Below are 19,657 nucleotides of genomic sequence, written 5' to 3'. Positions count from 1 at the left end.
CGCTTGGCCCTAGTCTCCAAGCCCAGGAAGTCCAAGGCTTCGACCTCGAACTGGGCTAGAAGTTCTGGGGTGCGTAAAAGTGACACAGTTGCCGATTCCCATGAGCGGAACCATTGGAGTTTAACATTCGGCAACGGACGCTGGTCGGTCCGGAGCCAACAACGCTTAGCAGCACCCCCAATGCAGCGTCGACGACGACGACGCGCTAAAGAAAGGCAAGACCGATGCAAGAAGACCTGGTCACGACTCCGGTCCTAGTGCCCGAAATAGAACGATCGACCGAATTTAAGCTGCGCGGCAAGATGGGGACGTTCGGACTCCTAACCACCGTCCTGGCGTTCACGGCACCGCTCGGCGTTGTCTACGGTTTCGTCTCCGTCAACATCTCCTTCGGCATCGGAGTGCCGATCGCATTCCTCGCAGTCGGGGTCCTGATGGTGCTATTCGCACTCGGCTTCACCAGCATGACGAGGGCCATTCCGCGCCCCGGTGCGTTCTACACCTATATTCGCGCCGGACTCGGTCGGCCCGCTGGCCTGGGCGGATCCTTCCTCGCGCTCGGAACCTACGGGTTTAACATCACCTCGGCCATCGTGGTCGCGGGCATCGCGGTAAACAACCTCGCCAGCGCCTTCACCGGCCACGCGCTCGCTCCCTGGTGGGCGTGGAGCCTCATCATGCTTGTCGCGGCATGGGTACTCAGCTACTTCAATGTCGAGCTCTCGGCAAAGGTCCTCTCGGTCATCCTGTGCATCGAGGTCACGCTCGTGGTGATCTTCGACGCCGTCATGATCACCAATGGGGGCCCGGAGGGGCAGTCGTTCGAGCCATGGAACCCGGCAAACCTATTCACCCCAACGATCGGTGTCCTCCTGCTGTTTAGCATCGGAGTGTTCAACGGCTTCGAGGCGACGGCCATTTATCGCGACGAGGTACTGCGTCCCTCCGTGACGATCCCTCGCGCCACGCAGCTGACAATCGTCTTCCTCGCCGTCTTCTACGCGATCTCGGCCTACGCCCTAATCCTCTCGGTCGGCACGAACCAAGCAGTCACGACAGCCGGAGCGAACGCCCCCCAGATGATGCCGAACGCCCTGCTCAAGTACTTCGGGGTCTTCGCAGACCAGCTCGTCTCCATCCTGCTGATCACGAGCTTCTTCGCCTCGATGCTGTCCCTGCAAAACATCCTGTCGCGCTACACCCACTCTCTCGCCGTGGACGGGATCTTCCCCCGCTACCTCGCGAAGGTGCACGGCAAGCACGGTTCGCCTCACCGCGCAGCCGTCGCCGTCGGCGCCGTCCTCCTCGTGGTCCTGGTGATCCTGGTGCTCTCGGGCGGGGACGAGAACGCGCTCTACGCCGCAGCGGGCGGTGTTGCCTTTTACGGAATGCTGCTCCTGCTGGCACTGACCGCAGTAGCGATCATCGTCTACTTCCGGCGTAACCCGTCCGGCATCTCCTTTTGGCGGACCTGCATCGCACCGGCTATCGCGCTGCTCGGTATCGGATTCGCGCTCGTCACCGGAACACTGAACATGAACCTTCTCGTCACCGGTGACCCGCTGCTCCTCACAGTTCTCCTGCTCATCCCATACGCCGCGACCGTCGCGGGGATCATCCTCGCATTCATCCTGCGTCGCCGCAGGCCGGAAGTGTACAAGCGCATTGGACGCACCCTCGAGTAGAGCACCCGGCTCCCGCCGGCGTCGACTACGCGCGCCCCCCCCGAACAAGCCCTATCCGCACTCGGAACTACTAACTGAAAACGCCCAGGCCAGCCCGCAATCAGCCGGGCCGGCCTGGCCGAAATTAGAGATTCCGGCGAAGTACTCCCACCTAGAGAATTGAGGAACCCATGAACCGAGTTCAAGACAAAGTCACTATCATCACGGGCGCAGCCCGTGGTCAAGGCGAAGCACATACACGGCTTTTCGCTGCTGAGGGCGCATCCGTGCTCATGACCGACGTTCTAGACGACGCCGGCCGCGCGGTCGCTGCCGAGCTACAAGAAGCCGGTCACGATGTGCACTACCGGCACATGAACGTGTCCTCGGAAGAAGACTGGGCGTCGGTTGTTGCTGAAGCAGAGCAGCGATGGGGACGAGTCAACGTGCTCCTCAACAATGCTGGAATCGTTGGTTCGATGAAAGCAGCCGACCAAGAAGCCCTATCGGCGTGGGCAAAAGTAACTGATATTAATCAGCAAGGCGTATTCCTAGGAATTAAGCACGTCGTCCCTGCCTTGCGCCGCGCGGGAGGCGGTGCCATCGTGAATACCTGTTCCATCAACGGCACCGTAGGAGGACCTGGATTTTTCTCTTACCAAGCCTCGAAAGGTGCGGTACGGATGATGACGCGAGCCGCAGCACTCGAATACGTCAATGACGGCATCCGGGTCAACTCAGTCTCGCCTGGACTTATCATGACAGCGATGGCTGCAGAGGAAGGTGCAGAATCCAATCGTGCTTTCGCTGATGCCACACCGATGAAGCGGGGAGGCCGTCCGGAAGAGGTCAGCTTCGGAGTGCTGTTCCTAGCGAGTGACGAAGCCAGTTATATCACCGGCACGGACCTGCTGATAGACGGCGGTTATACGGCTCAGTAACGACTCAGCGGCAGACCTCGCGCGGACCGCGACCTGGAAGCACCAGATCGCGGTGCGTAGCGAACGGCCGGTTCTGGGCCTGCGCTGCGTCGAAAAAGCGCTGCGAATCCTCCAAAATCGCCTGACATCCGGCTTGATGTCCCAATATCGGACAGAGCGAGTTCTGCTCACAGACCTAGTGTCGTAGTAGAGCGACGAACATCAGGCATTGGATGCACCCCGCCTTGGATTGGAGGATGTTTATTCGAATGTCAGAACAAGTTGCAAGCTTTGCCACCCGCTTCGCTACTTTGCGGAAGCGGCACATCGCCATACAAATGTGGCGGAATACCTGTTCCATCTTTAACGTTGGACGCTCGACGACTGGAGCCCAAATGACCAACCAAACCGCCGTCCCTACATTCACGTCGGCGCTGACAGATCGGCGAGCTACCATACCGACAATTGTCCCTCACATCATTTCCGGCGAAGAGCTGTTCGTTGGCCCGCGAATCTCACGTGAGGACCCTAGCGATCCTTCAATCATCATCAGCGGCTGTCATGACGCATCCGCGGAATTGGTACAGCGTGCAGTAAACGTTAGCCGTGTTGCGCAGCGGGAGTGGGAGCTTGTTCCACTCCGGGAGCGTATCGACCGCGTTCGCAGTGCAATTGTCTTTGTAGAAAGCCACATTGATGACTGGACAGTGCGAGTGGCTCTGGAGACAGGCAAGGGACATGTGCCCGCCCGAGCGGAAATCCTGGAAGGACTTGAATTCCTCCGTAGGTATTCAACTCACGCTGAACAGGAAGGTGCATTCGAGGAAGAACTTGAAGCCGGAGACGGCACCCTTGCCAACCAATCCGTTCTTCGTCCGTACGGGGTCTTCGGTGTTATCACGCCGTTCAACTACCCGTTTGCTCTGGCTGCCGGTCCTGCGATTGCAGCAATACTGGCTGGCAATGGTGTTGTTATCAAGACAGACCACCGTGGGGCCTGGTCCGGTCATGCAGTCTTCGAGATGTTTGATGCCATGGATCTGCCGATGGGATTGGTCAACGTGGTGCACGGTGCAGACGGCCCGGGAAGGGCCTTGGTTTCCTCCGACGTGGACGGCTTGTCGTTCGTGGGTTCGGCGCAGGTTGGGGCTGCCATCCTCCGCCAGGTCGCTGCGGGGCCTTACCTTCGACCGGTAATTGCCGAGATGGGGGGAAAGAATCCGGTCATTGTCACGGACACTGCAGACCTGGATGCAGCGGCCGAGGGTATCGTCTTCTCTGCTTTCGACCTCGCTGGCCAAAAGTGCACTGCACTGTCCCGCGTCCTGGTCACGCCCGGAGCACACGATATTCTCGTGAAACTGGTGACCGAGAAAGCGGCCGCATTGCACATGGCGGGTCCAGCAGATCCCGGGGCTTTCGCCGGGCCGGTCATAAGCGTCGAAGCAGTTGAGCGCTATGAACGAATCCTGACAGAGGCCCGACGCGCCGGTTTTTCGGTGGCTGGCGGCGGACGTCTTGACACCAGCAACTACCTAGTCCGTCCTGTAGTCATTTCCTCGGTACCGGAAGACCACGCTTTAGCGCGTGACGAGCATTTCCTGCCCTTGATCACGATCAGCGAAGTCCCTACTTTTGAAGCTGCGCTTGAAGCCGCAAACGATGTGCCGCTGGGGCTTACGGCCGGCCTCTATACAGGGGACCACGAGGAGATCCGCATGTTCCTTCGGCGGGTCGAAGCGGGTTGCATCAATGTAAATGTGCCCGGGCACGCCACCACCTCATGGTGGCCCGGGCTGCAGACCTTCGGTGGCTGGAAGGGTAGTGGGTCGACTGGCAAGCAGGGGTACGGCAAGTGGTACGTTCAGCAATTTGCTCGTCAACAGAGTCGCAAGCTCCCGGTGGAGCTTCAAGCTTTGCTGGACGACTGAGCGCAGCAAGGAATTAGTCTACGCAGAAATTGCGGAGCGCGGTTCAGCTCAGGTCGGACTCTCCAGTCATGAGCTGAACCGTTGGACAGATGTGTTGTCCGTTAAAAGACCCGGGAAGTGGTGGCCTCGATGACGATTTCTAATCTGCCAGAGTTTGAGCCGAGCACAATCAAGGCAGGACCAGAAGCGCTAGCAGCACTCAGGGCGCTGCGAGGGCGGTTCCTGGCCGATCCGCATCGGACTGATTTGTCGTCCCTGAGGCCGGTAATTGCCAGGTCGTGGCGACGAAGCCTCGCCTGCAATGTCAACCCCGGGACAAAGGTTGTCGAATCAATGGCTGATCCGCAACTAGACGAACAGTTGCTCAAATGTGCCGAGCCCGTCATGAGCGACCTCGAACGAATGTGTTTGGATACAAACGGGTGCGTGAGCCTGACCGATCCCCTCGGCACAATGTCCGTGGTGCGGGGCGAACCTTCGGTCCTTCGCTGGGCCGACCGCCTCTTCACTCTAGGAAGCCGCGTTTCGGAAGATCTCAGTGGGACCAATTCCGATGGTACTGCTCTCGAAGAAGGCACTTCAGTTCAGGTCTGGGGCAGTGAGCATTTCGCTGAGAACCTCCAGGATATTTGTTGCACGTCGGTGCCAATCCGGGATCCCCTGCGCGGATCGATTCGTGCCGTTTTGTCATTGACTCTGCCTGCGCCCATCGCAAACGAATCCGATCCTCGGTCCATCCTGTTGATCGTTCAGGGCGCTGCCGCGGAAGTATCGCGGAGGCTAGCGGCCCGGTTGGCTGCCCGCGAGCAGGCATTGTTGTCCGCATATCTTCGAGAGGTTCGCAAGCGTGGCTCCGACGCTGTGGTAGCCATGGATGGACGAACGACTATCGCAAGTCGGGCAGCCATGGGCATGCTTGCTCAAAGCGACTATGCGGTCCTCGCGGGATATGCCCGTACATCCCAAGATCTACGTCAACCGCTTGAGCACAATGTCACGGTTGTGTCTGGCCGCGTCCTGCAACTTCAGATACGTCAAGTCGACACGGGAGACGATCCTGTCGGGACAGTCATGCGGCTGCGGCCAGCGCCCGTTCCTCAGCCCAGTGCTACACGGGTCGGAGTATCCGAGCGATTGGATGGGTTTGAGCAGCTGGTGGGAGAGGGCCTTGCCTTCCGTCGAGCCCTGGAAGCTGCCGCCACGGCGTGCAGCCGAATGATGCCTGCTTACATAGTCGGCGAACCGGGAACGGGCAAGAGATTCCTAGCCGAAGCAGTGGCATCCCGTCTGGCTAGGACGTCGGTGGTTCTCGATTGCGGCTCAGGATCTCCTCATGACCGCTTTGACTATGGCCGGCTGATGGAAGCCTTGGACAATGAGTCCGCAGTTGTAGTTCACCATATTGACGCTCTTGCAGCTGATGATCGGGATCGGCTCGCAACTACGTTGGCTGACCTGGAACAGCCTCGAGTCGTGCTGACTTCAAGGAAGCTAACCGACATGATGCTTCCACTTATAGCAGCGCTGCGCGGGATCGAGATTCAAATGCCTGCCCTGCGGCAGCGTCGGGACGACATACCAATGCTTGTGCGTAGCTTTCTGAGTGCCTCGGCCAACGGTCCGCGTCGCGCCTCTCCTCGCCTAATTGAGGCGCTTGCGGTGGGCGATTGGCCCGGCAACATTCGGCAGCTCAGGGACGTTCTGGAATCAGCATCAGCTCATGCTGTGCAGGGCATCATTGGCCCTGAGGATCTAACGGAGGCCCACAAGGGATTGCTGGCTAGAAGTCGGCTCACACGCCTTGAAGAAGTGGAATTACAACAGATCCGAGAAGCCTTGACCGAGGCCGACGGCAACCGGGTGAGGGCCGCGGTGATTTTGGAAATCAGCCGCTCAACACTGTATAGAAAGATGGATACTTACGCACGTCGCGGCTTTGAACTTGGTCTTCAGGCGGACGACTGAATGTTGGTCTTCGTCGCGTGGGTGGTTCATTGGCGAAGAAGTTGCCCAACTCTTCCTGCGCCCCCGACCGCGGGGACCGCTGTCGCTGCGGTGTCGCGGAGGAGGTGTGACCTGCGCACAGACAATTCGGGGTATAAACACCCAGAAACAACTCGCGGTACTGCGACTTGGTCCTTGGCTGATCGTCAATCTACTCAGATCGTAGGGACCAAAGGCACTCCCGACTTAGGCTAGGGCTAGCCGGCCGGGTTTCTGCCTGCGTGCCCGAGAACCAGCATTTCAGGGAGGTCAACTGGACGCGTTCGAAGCGCAGATCCGGAATGCGATCGACGGCGAGTTCATCCGACTAGAGCTTCCAGAGCACGGTTCTGCTTGGGAAGCCCCAAAAAAGTCGCTGCCCATCTTTCGACCTCAGCTGTCCCGCTGGATCCGAGCGGGGCGCAGCGGGGTGCTGTTGTTGCGTGTCTGGCAACAACCAGATCGAAGTTCTTCAGGGTTTCAACAAGACCTTGATTAATGGGCCGGCGGAGGCACCTCGTCCCACCTTCAGCGTCTTGACCATGGTGTTAAGACTGTGTCCAGGGCAGTTGTCTTTGCGCTGAGTTTGAGTGGTTGCGGAATCTACGGCAATTTGTGACCTGTCTCAAAACAGGACTGTGCCGAGTCCCAAGATAGCGGAGCCTAGATCCATGGGTGTTCACAAAACTCTATTGCCGGTGTCTGCGGCCTACATGCACGGCCACTGACGTTTCAGGCCCACGCGTCGCCGACCGGACGTCGCTGAGCTGTCGACCGCCACATCATCCAGCCGCTCTCCCAGCGGTCCCGACCCACTGCCTTGCGGATCATCGTTGACAAGGCAGAAAAATGCACAAAGGAGCACACCAAAATGACCACCTCAGCCATCAAATCCACGGCCATAACAGCCAGCGCCGAGGCAGGTGACGATATCGTCTCCTCTTGGGTCGCGGCACTAGAAGGTGCGCTGAGTTCCCGCAATGCCGCGGCCATCAACGAGTTGTTCGAGCGTGATTGCACAGTGCGCGACCTTTTGGCGCTGTCCTGGGACTTCCGAAACGCCGTCGGTCGCGACGAAGTCGTTGAACTTTTGAGTGCGGCTGACTCATCGACAGAAATCTCTGTGAGGGTTCGACGTGAGCCGCTCCCTATCTTGGGCCATGAAAATGGACGTCGAACCATCGCGCAGTTCCTGAGCTTTCGCACGAAAGTCGGCGAGGGGGAAGGATTTGTCAAGCTAGTCGAGGGGGAGGGCGGCGCTTATCGGGCTATGGCCTTTGTCCTCGCCCTCAGCGCTGTTGACACCCACCCCGAACAAGTCGGCGACCTACGGCCTTTGGGGCGCAGTCACGGCCCGAATCCGTCCCGTCTCCCATGGCATGAGGAACTTGATCACGAGTTCACGCGAAAAGACCCCACCGTGGTTATCCTGGGTGCTGGGCACAACGGCCTGATGCTCGCCGCACGACTACGCGTTTTGGGAATTCCTACCTTGATCGTAGAGAGCAATGCACGGGTGGGTGATAACTGGAGGAATCGGTACAGTTCGTTAGCTCTGCACACGCCGCTTGCCTCTGATCAACTGCCGTATGTCCCATTCCCGCCTACTTGGACTCGCTTTACGCCGAAGGACAAATTTGGGGACTTTCTCGAAAGCTACGCGTCGTTGTTGGACCTCGCGGTGTGGACGGGTTCGACTGCAGAGAATGTGAATTTCGATGTAATGGGCGGCCGATGGTCATTGGACGTTATTCGCCCGGATGGTTCACGCCGGACGCTCACTCCGCAACACCTCGTTTTCGCTACGGGAATGAACGGGGAGGCTCACCGGCCCGATCTCCCGGGCGAGGCGGACTATAAGGGGACCGTCATACATGCGGTCGACTACAAAGGTGCCGAGGCATGGGCCGGGAAGCAAGCTGTTGTTGTGGGCACTGGCGTCAGCGGACACGATCTCGCGCAGGATCTCGCGGAGCATGGCGTCGACGTGACCATCATCCAGCGTTCAGGCACGGTGGTGATGGACACGTCGACCTTCCACGCTGTGATGCATGCGAATCACACGGGGGGTCACTACACGGTTGACGAAGCTGATTTGGTCAACGCTTCGACGCCTTTCGGTGCGCTTCCCTCATACGGTGCGGCACAGCTTGCCCTCGTCAAAGAACGGGACCACGAACTTCTCGCGGCTCTCTCCGCGGCCGGATTCAAGCTCAGCGATGGACCTAACGGCCAAGGCGTGCTTGGCCTGATATTCGGGCAGAACGCTACAGGGTACTACTACAACGCCGGCGCGTCGGAACTCATCGCTGATGGCACTGTCAAGCTGCGCCACGGTAGCGTCACTAGTTTCAACTCTGCCGGGATCGTACTCGATGACTGCAGTTCTGTCGAAGCCGACCTCGTAATTTTTGCAACGGGATACCGTGGCCCCGCAACTGCCATAAGGAAAGTGCTCGGAGATGCAGTCGCAGACCAGGTCGGCAATTTCGCGGACGTCGGCGAGGACCGCGAATACGGACGCCTTTGGCGTCAGACCGGCGTCGACAAATTGTGGTTTATGGTTTCGCTCGGCATCGGCGACGGACGCTTCTACTCCAAATTGCTCGCGTTGCAGATCGCGGCGATGGACGCAGGGACCCTATGCAACTCAGGGAACTGACGACAGCCCCACTGAGAATTCAGACAAGCGAACACAAGCCGCGGGCAGCCGGCCATTGACCAGTAGCTGTGGTGAGTTTTACGAATGCGCACTGCGGCGACTCTCCCACGTCGTCCCCTTGCTCCGATCGCTAGGTGCATTCCCCCTTACATGCTTTCCTCGGGGACTCCTTCCGAGACCAGTGAGGACAGGCCTTCGACTTCCATCGACCGTAGGATGCCGGCCCGCCTGGCAGTCGCGGCTGCCTTCTCACGGTGGATCGCCTCGAAGTGTACTTCGTGGTCGAAATTGCCGTCGTCGTCCCAAGAGCCCGTCACCGTTGTGTCTCCTTCGCGGGGATGGGGTGGCCGGGACAGTATAAGTCCCGGCCACCTTCGAGGTTAGCTGGCGAGCAGCTCGATCAGTTCACGGGCGTCGGGCACCAGTGCTGCGCCGCCGTCCTTCATCAGACGGTGGCAACCCGCGGAATCGGTCCACGAAACCGGACCGGATGGAATCCATGACTTCGGAGACAAACTTCTTCAAGGCCCTCCAGAACGCTCTCCGTGGTGGAAACGGAAAGATGGCGAGCAGATCCGCGCGGACAAGGCGGCAGCCGGCGAGGCCTATCTGGCTATCGTGGGACACACCAATTCAGCTTGGTGGGTACAGGACTGGGACAGTCATGGCCGGGTCTATTTCTCCGCCCAAGGACCATTCAGAGTTGCCAGCGACAGCACGCCTTCCTCAACGGCACTGAGTAATACACTCCGCGGCTCTTCACCACATCTCCTCTTGAAGGCCGGGCTACACAGGCGTTTGAAGAGAGCGGGCAAGTCCACCCCGTCTCCGCCCCCTACGCGCTCAGTGGGCTTCTTCATCAGAGTCAGGCAGACCAAGCGCTAATCGGATTGTAGTTCTGTCGCCGGCCTCGTGGTTCATGCGGTATCCGACGCAGCACATGAGCAGGCAATGCGTCGCTTGGCGGAGGCAACAGGAATCGCGCCGGTCGAGTATGCGACAACGCGGCTATTGGGAACCAGAGCTGAGGCGAGCGCCGGGGATGCAAAAGAAGACTTTGCTGATCAGAGAATCCGAGCTGTCCTGGCGACTTTCGGCCGCGACGACCAGATCACAATCGTCCCGCACATTGATACTGAAATGGGACACCTCAGTGCCGTTCAATTCCCTTGGAACTAGGACGGCTGTCGGCTGGGCTGCGCGGAAGCGTGAAACATCAAGCCAAGCAGGCTGTTGAAGATAGACAGTATATTCATCGAATTCCACGATCCGGAGTTCCCCAATAGTGTCGACGGCCCAGAAGAGCTCCATAGCTTCGTGAATTTCCACCACCCGGACTTGGAAGTTGCGAGTTCCTTTCCGGGCATGGATCTCATCTCCGATACTCAAATCACGGCAGTAAAGTACTTTACCGGGGAACGTCGGTCCTTAGAATGTCCCGGCCGGCACTTGTAACAGCGCCGGCCAGGACATGATTGATGGTGTTATCCGTTGATGATCTGGGGCTGTCCCAGGTGTTTGAGGCCCTCGACGCCGAATTCCAGGCCGTAGCCCGATTGCTTGGCTCCGCCGAAGGGCACCCGCGGATCGACTGCTCCGTGTTTGTTAATCCACACAGTGCCGGCTTGCAGGCGCGCGGCAACGGTACGTGCCCGCTCAAGATCCGGAGACCAGACAGATGCCCCCAGCCCTACATCGAGTTCGTTGGCCATGGCTATGGCTTCGTCGACCGTCCGGTATCGGATGATGGGCAGTGCGGGGCCGAACTGTTCTTCTGTGACCAGCGGGTTGCCGTTGTCGATGTCGGACACGAGAGTCGTGGGGTAGAAGTAGCCCGGCTGATCTGTTTCCGGGTTACCTCCTATGAGGATACGGGCCCCAGATTTCCGTGCTTGGTCGACAAGTCGTTCCACGATGTCGTACTGGGCCTTGTTCTGAAGCGGTCCCAGGACGTTGTTCTCGTCAAGCCCAACCCCCATTGGCATTGCCGAAGCTACCTCGGTGAGGGCCTCACAGACTGCCTCGTAGATATCCTCGTGGACGTAAAGGCGCTTCAGTGCCGCGCAGGTCTGGCCAGTGTTGATGAAAGCGCCCCAAAAGAGTCCTTCGGCGATGGCCTTGGGGTCTGCATCCGGAAGTACGATTCCGGCGTCGTTGCCGCCCAATTCCAGTGTCAGGCGCTTGATGGAGTCCGCGGAGGACTTGATGATGGCCTTGCCAGTGGCGGTAGAACCGGTGAACATGATCTTGCTGACGGCCGGGTGGGAGGCCAAGGCCTCACCAACGTCCCGTCCACCGGAAACGGCGGTCAGAAGGCCAGCCGGTATGACCGAGTTGAGGACTTCCACGAGGGCGAGAACGCTCAATGGGGTGTATTCGCTGGGTTTGACGATGACCGCATTGCCCATTCGCAGCGCGGGGGCGACTTGCCAGATAGTGATCATCATGGGCCAGTTCCACGGTCCGATGGCACCGACGATCCCAAGTGGGCGGTAATGCACTTCGGCCCGGGTTTCGCCGTCGTCGACGAGTATTTCTGGCTCCAGGGGCGTGGCGGCGGCGGCCCGCAACCAGGCTGAGCACGCACCGACTTCGAATCGTGCGTTGGGTCCGTTCAATGGCTTTCCCTGTTCACGGGAAAGGATCTGCGCCAGTTCCTCGGAGTGGGCATTAACTGCTTCTGCGGCGGCCAAAAGTACAGCCGAGCGGACTTCGTGCCCTGCCTCAGCCCAAGCCGGTTGCGCCGCTCTGGCTAGATCTATTGCATTCTGGAGGTCCGCGACCCCGTGCTGAGGGGCGTAGCCCACTGTTTCACCAGTGGCCGGATCCTTGATTTCGCGGCCGTTATCGGCGGCGTTGATGGATGCCAGCAGAGTATGCTTCGTCTCTGGAACAACAGTCATGATGGTTCCTTGTCATGGAGTTCGGTAAGGGTTACGGGAAGCGCCCGCGGATTGCACCGAGTTATGCGTTCGACGGGGGGCGTGTGCAGCAAGGCCTTATTGGTTCGCCGTCGCCCTGGCCACCAGTGATGCTGTCGAAAGCCGGTGGTCGTATTCAACTTGGGTGGGTGGAGCATGGCTTAGCCGTGGCGCCGCTCGACGCGACCCCCTGGCTAAGCGGATAGCTACTGGGCGTTGCTGGCGCCGTCGGTGACGACTACGAACTTCTCGAAGGGCTCGTGAACTGTCCAGCGGCTAAGGGTTCCCTTCTTGAAGGAGTAGAGGTCCCCTGCCTTCAGCTCGACGGTTTCTCCCGAGTCGAGCAGTTCGATGCTCGCGGAGCCGCGGATGACGTAGCCGGACTCGTCGCCCAGCGGAACGTCATATAGCGGTGAGGTTGCCGGCTCAACGCGCCAAAACGCAGCGACGTGCATTGTTCCGTCGTAGGCAGTGGTACGCAGGACAGCAATCTCCCCAAAACGCGAGACCCCGCCGGTGCCCCCGGCCTCCGGGTAGTCGAAGGGGACGAACTCGGCAGCAATGTGGCTGGTGATGACATGATTCCAAGTACTGCTGGTTTGACCGGACATCGGTGTCCCTCCGTAGTAGTAGGCATTGACGCGTATGATGCGTTCTCGTCAAGCTAGTTTGTGACGAAACCCACACAAGTGGTCGACGCTTCGCGCAGAGGCAATAGCCGTAACGTGCAAACTTGGATTCAACCGGCAGGACCATCAGATGGATTCCTCTACCAATAGCCCCGCTACCTGGGTGCGGATGATTTCGGACAACTTCATCTCGCTTAAGGTCAGCGATGCCACGGCGGATTTCCAAGGTTCGTTGCACCGGGTTGAATTGGGCGGAGTGCGGTTGACCAGGGTTGGAACAACGAATTCGCGTGTTCTCCGTACCGACGAAGCCGCACGGGCGGACGCATGCGACGACCTGCTGATTCTGATGTCTCTATCAGGTAATGCAGTCGTGCGGCAAGAGGACCGGGAGATTATCCTGAGGCCAGGAGCCGCTTCAGTGCACGTTGCGAACCGGCCCTATGAACTAGCCTTTGACGGTTCCAGCCGCGTGCTCGTTCTGCAAGCGCCTCGCCGGATAGTGCCCTCATCTGAGCTGCTCTCTGTTGAACGCCGGAGGGTGGCTACCGATAATGCGATGACGCGGGTTTACAGGGCCTTCGCAACAGAAACGCTCGACGTGGCTGACCAACTTTCCCAAAGTGAACACGACGAACTCGGTGCTACAGCTGCGGGGCTGGCGCTCAGCGTTCTCGGAGCGGTCCCTGATCGGTTTGCGTCTTCGGCGGAAGGGTATCGATACGTTCTGGCCACCGCGCAGTCGTTCATCCGCGCCCATCTGAGTAACCCCGAACTATCGCCCGCGTTGGTGGCCGATAGCCAGCACGTCTCGCTGAGAACGCTGCAACTTGCCTTTGCCGTGTTCGACTCCAGCCCTGCGGCCTTCATACGTGCCGAGCGATTGGATCTCTCCCGGCGCCTGCTCGCCGACCCTCGCTATGCCACGCTATCTGTAAGCCAGATAGCTTGGCGGGTCGGGTACCCAGAGGTGAACGTCTTCATCCGATCCTTCAAACGTCAGTATGGGACCACCCCTGGTCAATGGCGGAGAGAACCTGCGTCCTGACCAGGAGTTGATGTGCGATGTACTTGGTACGTCACGGAACGTCACGTCTTTGGTTCGGTACCCCCAACTTGGATGCCTGTCGACAGGGTTTCGCAGGCCGGAAACACCAAACCTGCGAAACCCTGCACTGATCCGCCTTGTAGCTTGTTTGCGTTACTCTCGAGCTTGTCCGCTCTTGCGCTGCGGCCATACGACGCCGACACTCTTCATCCCTTTGGTGACATCCATTTCAGGGTGGTCCAGCACTACCGAGCGCAATGAAGGGCTACCGACCACGACCGGTTTGAACTTCTCGAAGCTGGCGTTGATCTCCTGCTGGAGCTCCTCAGGGAGGCCATACTCTTCGTAGCATGCGTAGAGACAATCAAACATTGCATTCCAGTGAACATCGGTCAACCCCATGCCGCGGTGAGCTGTGACCATGTCACGTCCCCGATAGCGAACATTGCCTCCCCACTCGGCGGCTAGGAAATCGACGAAGTTAATGTGTTCCCTGTTGAAGGACGACTCGGGCATGTGGTCCCATATGTGGCCAATGTCCGGATGCTGCATGCCCTTTTTCAGAGCTGCACCAGCGAACGCGAAGATTGCGTCGTAACCGCCGAGCCGCTCGTAGAGAGAGGCAGAAGCTGGGGCAGTGGTTTCTTGAGTGGATTCACGCATAGTTTAACTCCTTAGATTTCCACGTATTGTTCGACAGCTGGTTTTGACTGTTCGGCCGTTGGCGCCTGAGTTTCGGCGTGGGATTCGGTGACGACCGCGTTGCGAGTGCGGTTGAAGTGGACTTTAAAGACGTCGGGGCGCGAGTAGTGGCCCACAGGGTCCGCCGCGTTCTTGGCTTGGAGTATTGCCGCGTAGTCGATGTCAGCGTAGATGATGCCTTCTACTTCGGGAGGAAGTGGCTCTGCCAGGCTGCGGCCGTCCGGGCCGAAGATTCGTGCATGTCCTCCGCCGAGGTTCAGGAACTGCTTCTTGACTTCCGTGTCCGCCATGAGTTTCTGGCCGGCGGGGCCGACCAGACCGCAAGGGGCAACAACGAATGTCTGCCCTTCCACTGCGTACTGCCGGGAAGCCCCGACGTTAACCTCCGGGCTCAGGGCGTGCACCGCACCCTCAAAAAGCGAGAAACTGGGCCATGCTGCGACGTGAAGTTGCTCGCCTTGGGCGAACATGGCGTACTTCGTCAATGGCTGGAGATGTTCCCAGCACGCCAAGTGGCCCACCCTACCGAGTTCGGTATCAATAACCTGAATATCAGATCCGTCGCCTTCGCCGAAAAGTGTGCGCTCCACATGGGTCGGTTTCAGCTTGCGACGCGTTAGCTTTGTGGTCCCGGTTTTGTCGATGAACGCCTGCGAAATGTAGAGCGAGCCACCGTCACGCTCACTGAACCCGAGCGAGATCGATATGCCGAAATTTCGTGCCGCCTCTTCGACACGGATAAATTCAAGGCTTCCGGGGACCAAAGAGTTCTGAGCATAAGTGAGCTGGAACTGCGACTGCCAGGCTACCGAGTCGAGCCAGAGAAACCACGGGTACCCGGGTATCCACACTTCCGGAAATGTAATGAGGTCAGCCCCGTTATCAGCGGCTTCCCTGGTCAGGGCTATGGTCTTTTCGATGCCACCTGATAAGTCGTTCCAGACTGGTTCTGCCTGGACTGCGGCTACGCGGAGCTGCTTGGAATAGTCGGACATGCTATCTCCTGGGGTGTCTGAGGGAGTACAGGGAAACTCCGTACTTCATTGTGATAAGCACCACGCGCAGAGTTCTCGACGATGCCCGCATGCCGTTCGACGATTCGTGTACACCCCCGCGGCGAGAACCTAGGCTATTCACATGCCCTGCACAAGTGCCGAAACAGCCGAACAATGGTCCTCTGCCTGCAGCCAGGCTTTCGTTCCGCTGAAAGTTCGCTCGGCGTCCGTAGGCTTCACCGCCAGTCTTGAGCAGGCCCAGTTGCCGAGGAATGTCAGCATCGCCAAGGTCGTCAGCGAAGCCTCGGAGGTGTACAGGAGCCATGATCTGGTCAGGATGCATGAACGTGATGACATGCTGCTTTCCTTGCAACGCTCCGGAGTGGGGAACATCCTGCAGCATGGACGTTCCGCTCCGTTACAGCGAGGCCAAGCTGCCATGTACGACGCGTCTTCCCCCTACAGCCTGCAGTTCCCTTCGAAGATGAGCGAAATGGTTCTACAGGTTCCGCGGTCCGTAGTGCCGCTGACGGGTCTGGCTTTTGAAGGCCTGACAGCGCGTGTGCTCCCACCCTCTGCGTCTTTGACGGTCTTGACCAGTTTGTTGTGTTCGTTGGATCCAAAAGAGGCGGAAATCGGGAGCGAGATTGCTGCTGAACATCTGGCCGACGCCACGGTGAGTTTGCTAAAAGCAGTACTCGTATCAACAAGTATCGCGGGGAGGCCAGAAGTCGATGCTTCCATCTTGCACGTTGCGTTTTGTGGGTACGTCAACCAGCATTTCAGCGAATCTGACCTTGGGGTGGAGAGAATTGCTGGTGCGCATCACGTATCCGTGCGCTTGGTGCACAAAGTTTTTGCCGCAGAAGGCGATACTCCAGCTGGATTTATACGTCGGGTTCGCCTCGGGCATGCACGGTTTTTGCTTCGGGACGGGCATTCAGTGACAGGAGTTGCTTATCGTGTGGGCTTTTCAAACCCTGACACGTTCACCAGAGCTTACAAACGACACTTTGGCCTTCTGCCATCAGAAGACTCACGCCTTTAGGGGCCCCTTTCCTTCACCTGATCGCCCCCCGCCGAGCAGGCCATTGCTGGCTTGTTAGTCGGCCCATGGCCAACCTAGAAAGCGCGGATCCGTCAGAAGTCTCGGGCCAATTCATACCGCTCCCGACATGTGCCGCCGGAAACGACGGCGGCGGCACGCTGGGCCGGGTTGCCGGACTTGAAGATGCCGGAACCGACGAACACGCCGTCCGCACCGAGCTGCATCATCATCGCTGCGTCGGCCGGGGTGGCGATACCGCCGGCGGTGAACAGGACGACCGGGAGCTTGCCTGCGGCGGCGATTTCCTTGACCAGTTCGTACGGGGCCTGCAGTTCCTTGGCCGAGACGTACAGTTCGTCCTCCGGCATGGAGGTCAGCTTCTTGATCTCGACCTGATCCTCGAGAAGCGACGGTCCAGCGGGCTCATCGTCCTCAGCCGGCACGCCGAAACACAGCTCCACCGCCGGCTGGTGGAAATCCGCGACTGTGAAATGGCCAGCCCCACGATAGACGGGCGCCTCGACGCACACGGCCGCTCAGTCGTCGAACGCGCCGAACTCGCCCTTCAGAGACGCTCCGGCGCACGGCTCACGGCTCACGCGAAAGATTCTGGTCCAAGTAACAAGACGCTCAGGCGTCATGCGGCGCTGCCCCGACCCAGCCATGAAGACGCAGAAGAATCTTCGCTGTTTGTCATTCTGATGCTCGATCATCGCTGGGCGGGTCCTCCGCGCAACCAGGGCGCTTTACGCCGACCCCCCTCCAAAACTTCTCTCCGCGCTCCGCTTCTTTCCTCGCGAACTTTTGGATTGTTGCCGGTCCCCCAAGTTGCACTCCGGCCCCTCATGCCCAGCACTGGACCCTCAATCAGAACGACGACGAAAAACCAACGCCCACGGCCAACGCCGCCCCTGAGGGAGAAAGATCATGGAAACGCTCACCATCACGACCCCCGCCGATGTCCTCAGCTTCATCGGCCACACACTCGGCTTCTGGCCGCAGGAAAGCCTTGTGTGCATCACGCTGGACACCAACCACATCGGCGTGACGCTCCGCGTGGACCTCCCCAAGCGCGACGGTGGAGAACTCGCCTACGCCCGAACAGTCGCCGGCTACCTCGCGTCGACGGCCTCATGGAACAAATCCTCCTGGCCCAAACCCCCGGCAAGCCGCAATGGACCCGCGTCGAATGGGCCCAGCAAATACTGCTCCACGCCTACACGCACAGCAGCATCCACCACTCGGCGCCGCTCCTCACCGCCATCGGCTACATCAACTGGTGGGAAGGCCGCGGCAGCAAAGCCCACCAATAAAGGCCTACTCCTTGGTACCAATGGACTCGTTGCCCCATCTACCGTCAAGCACGATAGCGACGCACCGTCAAGATCTCCTCATGAACGAAGTGGGGCGCGGACGGGCTCCTACGCCCCACCTCGTGTGCACCGCAGGAACCGTCTAAGCACCCGCTGGAAGAAGCCCGCCGGGCTGCGCACGAACGGCCTGCTCCAGGAGCATCTTCACTTGGTTGGTCGCGACAGGTGTTCCGGGAGTGTCAACCATCCATCGGAGGCCTTCCTCCTGCGACATGTTTTCCGGGCGGGTGCTGGGCATGTACGGCGCAACATAAACGGGTGTGCCGGGTTCGAATCGCCAGCTCTCCGCGAGGCTTCCAGCAAAGACAGCGTCATATCCAATCCGATCGATAAGGTCACCCACGACAGTCTCCGCCTGCTTGGAATCTGCCGCGAACGGAAGCGCGCTCCGACTCGAGGCACCGGCAGGTCTGGCGCTGGAACCGAGATTCGCAAACGAGATGGCGTTAAAGGCCTTCGCGACCAAACTGTCCGATAGGTGACTCTGCACAAGCTCGCTTGACGTGGATTCGCCGCGGTCAAGGACGGCAATGTTTCCGTCTCGTTCCGGATAGTAATTCATGGTGTCTATGACCACTTTTCCTGCCAAATCTGCCTGCGATAAGGTCCCGTAGTTCGCAAGCGGAATGGTTGCTATCACCACTGGGCCGGCCTGGGCAGCTTCAGCGGGAAATCCGGCCCGTGCATTTGGTCCAAGCGTTGACACAAGTCCGCTCAAGGTGCTGGGGTCCCTTGAGTTGCTCAGAAGCACTTCCATCCCCGCATCGATCGCCAGTTGGGCCAACGTTCTGCCAATCATTCCCGCGCCGATTATTCCAATTGTTGTCAAGACTGCTGTCCCTTCTTGATGTGATATGGCAGTGAACTGCCATATGCGACTCTAGCAGTACTGGCAGAGAACTGCCAGATAGTATAATGTCAGGGTGAACAATATTGAATCTCCCGTTCGAGCTGATGCAGCACGAAATGCCGAAAGCATCATCCGGGCAGCCCGTGCGGTGTTCCTCGAAATGGGCCCGGAGGCCTCCCTGGACGAGGTAGCAGCCCAGGCTGGTGTCGGGGCACGAACGCTATATAGGCATTTTCCGAGCAGGGAACATCTGGTCAAAGCAGCGTTGGATCAATGCATCAGGGAGGATGTTGCGCCCAAAATCCGGAGTGCGGTTTCGGAGCTTGACCCTCGCGTCGGTCTAAGGGAGGTGATGACCGCGGCTACCGACATGGTGGCCCGCGAGGAAAACGTTATTGCCGCCGCCCGCAACGCCTTGGTGCCTACCGCGCGTTCAGCCAGTGTCATCACCACTGCGCTGGCTGAACTTCTGCACCGAGGACAAGCAAGCGGGCAAATCCGGCCAGACGTGTCCCCAGGGGACCTGTTTACATTCCTGGCGATGCTGACCAGCGTTCATTGGGGCCGCGGAGTCGAGGGCAGCGGACCCAGCCGGGCCATCGCACTTCTCCTTGAATCATTACGTCCTGCGGATACCAATGCGCTGCCGGAAATCGAGGCGGACGACTGCGAAATACCAAGGACAAGCCACCGGAGCTGAACGATCCGGGTCCCCACATGTTGAACTGCGCCTGTCGACCGAAGGACCATGGCACTAACTCGAGGCAGATCGCGAAAATTGGACTACTCCCCCGCGGAATGGCTTCCCTGCACGAGGTTACTCCTTCTCCACCGCCATCGGGCCGGCGCCAATTGGTCTGCGGCTTGCGGCGGGGACAAAATGCAGAAACGCATGCTGCACACCAAACGTGAAGACGCCGGCGTTGCGATC

General features: G+C 59.2%; 16 protein-coding genes and 2 pseudogenes. 10 read left to right on the top strand and 8 right to left on the bottom strand.

What is annotated here, in order from left to right; all coding sequences use genetic code 11:
* Positions 1-224 precede the first annotated feature (224 nt).
* The 5 genes from AC1DJW_RS11450 to AC1DJW_RS11430 all read left to right on the top strand — a co-directional run bounded on the left by AC1DJW_RS11450 (position 225) and on the right by AC1DJW_RS11430 (position 9,160).
* A complete protein-coding gene (locus AC1DJW_RS11450) occupies positions 225-1,685 on the top strand; it encodes an APC family permease (protein ID WP_476901462.1) in 1,461 nt (486 codons plus the stop codon).
* Between the two features lie 170 nt (positions 1,686-1,855).
* Positions 1,856-2,605, top strand: a complete 750-nt coding sequence (locus AC1DJW_RS11445; RefSeq protein ID WP_441429414.1) for an SDR family NAD(P)-dependent oxidoreductase — start codon at positions 1,856-1,858, stop codon at positions 2,603-2,605.
* A gap of 374 nt (positions 2,606-2,979) precedes the next feature.
* On the top strand, positions 2,980-4,515 hold the full coding sequence (locus tag AC1DJW_RS11440) for an aldehyde dehydrogenase family protein (protein WP_476901461.1): 1,536 nt from the start codon (positions 2,980-2,982) through the stop codon (positions 4,513-4,515).
* Positions 4,516-4,941: 426 nt separating this feature from the next.
* Positions 4,942-6,480: a sigma-54-dependent Fis family transcriptional regulator gene (locus AC1DJW_RS11435; RefSeq protein WP_476901460.1), complete on the top strand. Its 1,539-nt coding sequence runs from the start codon at positions 4,942-4,944 to the stop codon at positions 6,478-6,480.
* Positions 6,481-7,369: 889 nt separating this feature from the next.
* A complete protein-coding gene (locus tag AC1DJW_RS11430; protein WP_441429417.1) occupies positions 7,370-9,160 on the top strand; it encodes a flavin-containing monooxygenase in 1,791 nt (596 codons plus the stop codon).
* 146 nt (positions 9,161-9,306) lie between these two features.
* On the opposite strand, the gene AC1DJW_RS11425 is transcribed toward AC1DJW_RS11430, so the two are convergent.
* The 4 genes from AC1DJW_RS11425 to AC1DJW_RS11410 form a co-directional block, all read right to left on the bottom strand.
* Positions 9,307-9,477 (bottom strand): hypothetical protein, encoded by a 171-nt coding sequence (locus tag AC1DJW_RS11425; RefSeq protein ID WP_441429418.1) that lies wholly within the window; start codon positions 9,475-9,477, stop codon positions 9,307-9,309.
* 691 nt (positions 9,478-10,168) lie between these two features.
* Positions 10,169-10,549, bottom strand: coding sequence for a hypothetical protein (locus AC1DJW_RS11420; RefSeq protein WP_476901459.1), 381 nt, complete (start codon positions 10,547-10,549; stop codon positions 10,169-10,171).
* A 95-nt stretch (positions 10,550-10,644) separates the two neighbouring features.
* Positions 10,645-12,063 carry an aldehyde dehydrogenase family protein gene (locus AC1DJW_RS11415; RefSeq protein WP_441429419.1) on the bottom strand — a complete coding sequence of 473 codons (1,419 nt, stop codon included), beginning with the start codon at positions 12,061-12,063 and terminating at the stop codon, positions 10,645-10,647.
* A 224-nt stretch (positions 12,064-12,287) separates the two neighbouring features.
* Positions 12,288-12,692 (bottom strand): cupin domain-containing protein, encoded by a 405-nt coding sequence (locus AC1DJW_RS11410; RefSeq protein ID WP_441429420.1) that lies wholly within the window; start codon positions 12,690-12,692, stop codon positions 12,288-12,290.
* A 148-nt stretch (positions 12,693-12,840) separates the two neighbouring features.
* Here AC1DJW_RS11410 and AC1DJW_RS11405 point away from each other — a divergent pair, with 148 nt between their 5' ends.
* Positions 12,841-13,758, top strand: coding sequence for an AraC-like ligand-binding domain-containing protein (locus AC1DJW_RS11405; protein ID WP_441429421.1), 918 nt, complete (start codon positions 12,841-12,843; stop codon positions 13,756-13,758).
* Between the two features lie 153 nt (positions 13,759-13,911).
* On the opposite strand, the gene AC1DJW_RS11400 is transcribed toward AC1DJW_RS11405, so the two are convergent.
* The gene (locus AC1DJW_RS11400) at positions 13,912-14,421 is read right to left on the bottom strand and encodes a group I truncated hemoglobin (protein WP_441429422.1); all 510 of its coding nucleotides are present in this window, start codon (positions 14,419-14,421) and stop codon (positions 13,912-13,914) included.
* An 11-nt stretch (positions 14,422-14,432) separates the two neighbouring features.
* Positions 14,433-15,455 carry a carbon-nitrogen hydrolase family protein gene (locus AC1DJW_RS11395; RefSeq protein ID WP_441429423.1) on the bottom strand — a complete coding sequence of 341 codons (1,023 nt, stop codon included), beginning with the start codon at positions 15,453-15,455 and terminating at the stop codon, positions 14,433-14,435.
* A gap of 142 nt (positions 15,456-15,597) precedes the next feature.
* Here AC1DJW_RS11395 and AC1DJW_RS11390 point away from each other — a divergent pair, with 142 nt between their 5' ends.
* Positions 15,598-16,503 (top strand): helix-turn-helix domain-containing protein, encoded by a 906-nt coding sequence (locus tag AC1DJW_RS11390; RefSeq protein WP_441429424.1) that lies wholly within the window; start codon positions 15,598-15,600, stop codon positions 16,501-16,503.
* A gap of 128 nt (positions 16,504-16,631) precedes the next feature.
* On the opposite strand, the pseudogene AC1DJW_RS11385 reads toward AC1DJW_RS11390, so the two are convergent.
* Positions 16,632-16,892, bottom strand: a pseudogene (locus AC1DJW_RS11385) (pyridoxal 5'-phosphate synthase lyase subunit PdxS); the annotation flags it as partial.
* A 538-nt stretch (positions 16,893-17,430) separates the two neighbouring features.
* On the opposite strand from AC1DJW_RS11385, the pseudogene AC1DJW_RS11380 reads away from it, so the two are divergent.
* Positions 17,431-17,571 (top strand): annotated as a pseudogene (locus AC1DJW_RS11380) (DUF4192 family protein); the annotation flags it as partial.
* 65 nt (positions 17,572-17,636) lie between these two features.
* Complete coding sequence (locus AC1DJW_RS11375) at positions 17,637-17,816, top strand: hypothetical protein (RefSeq protein WP_476901458.1); 180 nt, start codon at positions 17,637-17,639, stop codon at positions 17,814-17,816.
* Between the two features lie 142 nt (positions 17,817-17,958).
* On the opposite strand, the gene AC1DJW_RS11370 is transcribed toward AC1DJW_RS11375, so the two are convergent.
* On the bottom strand, positions 17,959-18,705 hold the full coding sequence (locus AC1DJW_RS11370) for an NADPH-dependent F420 reductase (RefSeq protein ID WP_441429426.1): 747 nt from the start codon (positions 18,703-18,705) through the stop codon (positions 17,959-17,961).
* Positions 18,706-18,799: 94 nt separating this feature from the next.
* Between AC1DJW_RS11370 and AC1DJW_RS11365 the strand changes: the two genes are divergently transcribed.
* Positions 18,800-19,426, top strand: a complete 627-nt coding sequence (locus tag AC1DJW_RS11365; RefSeq protein ID WP_441429427.1) for a TetR/AcrR family transcriptional regulator — start codon at positions 18,800-18,802, stop codon at positions 19,424-19,426.
* Positions 19,427-19,657 lie beyond the last annotated feature (231 nt).

The organism is Arthrobacter sp. 05L417 (genome assembly GCF_056397865.1).
Note: the sequence above shows the minus strand (reverse complement) of the source record. Positions and strands in the feature narration are given on the sequence as shown.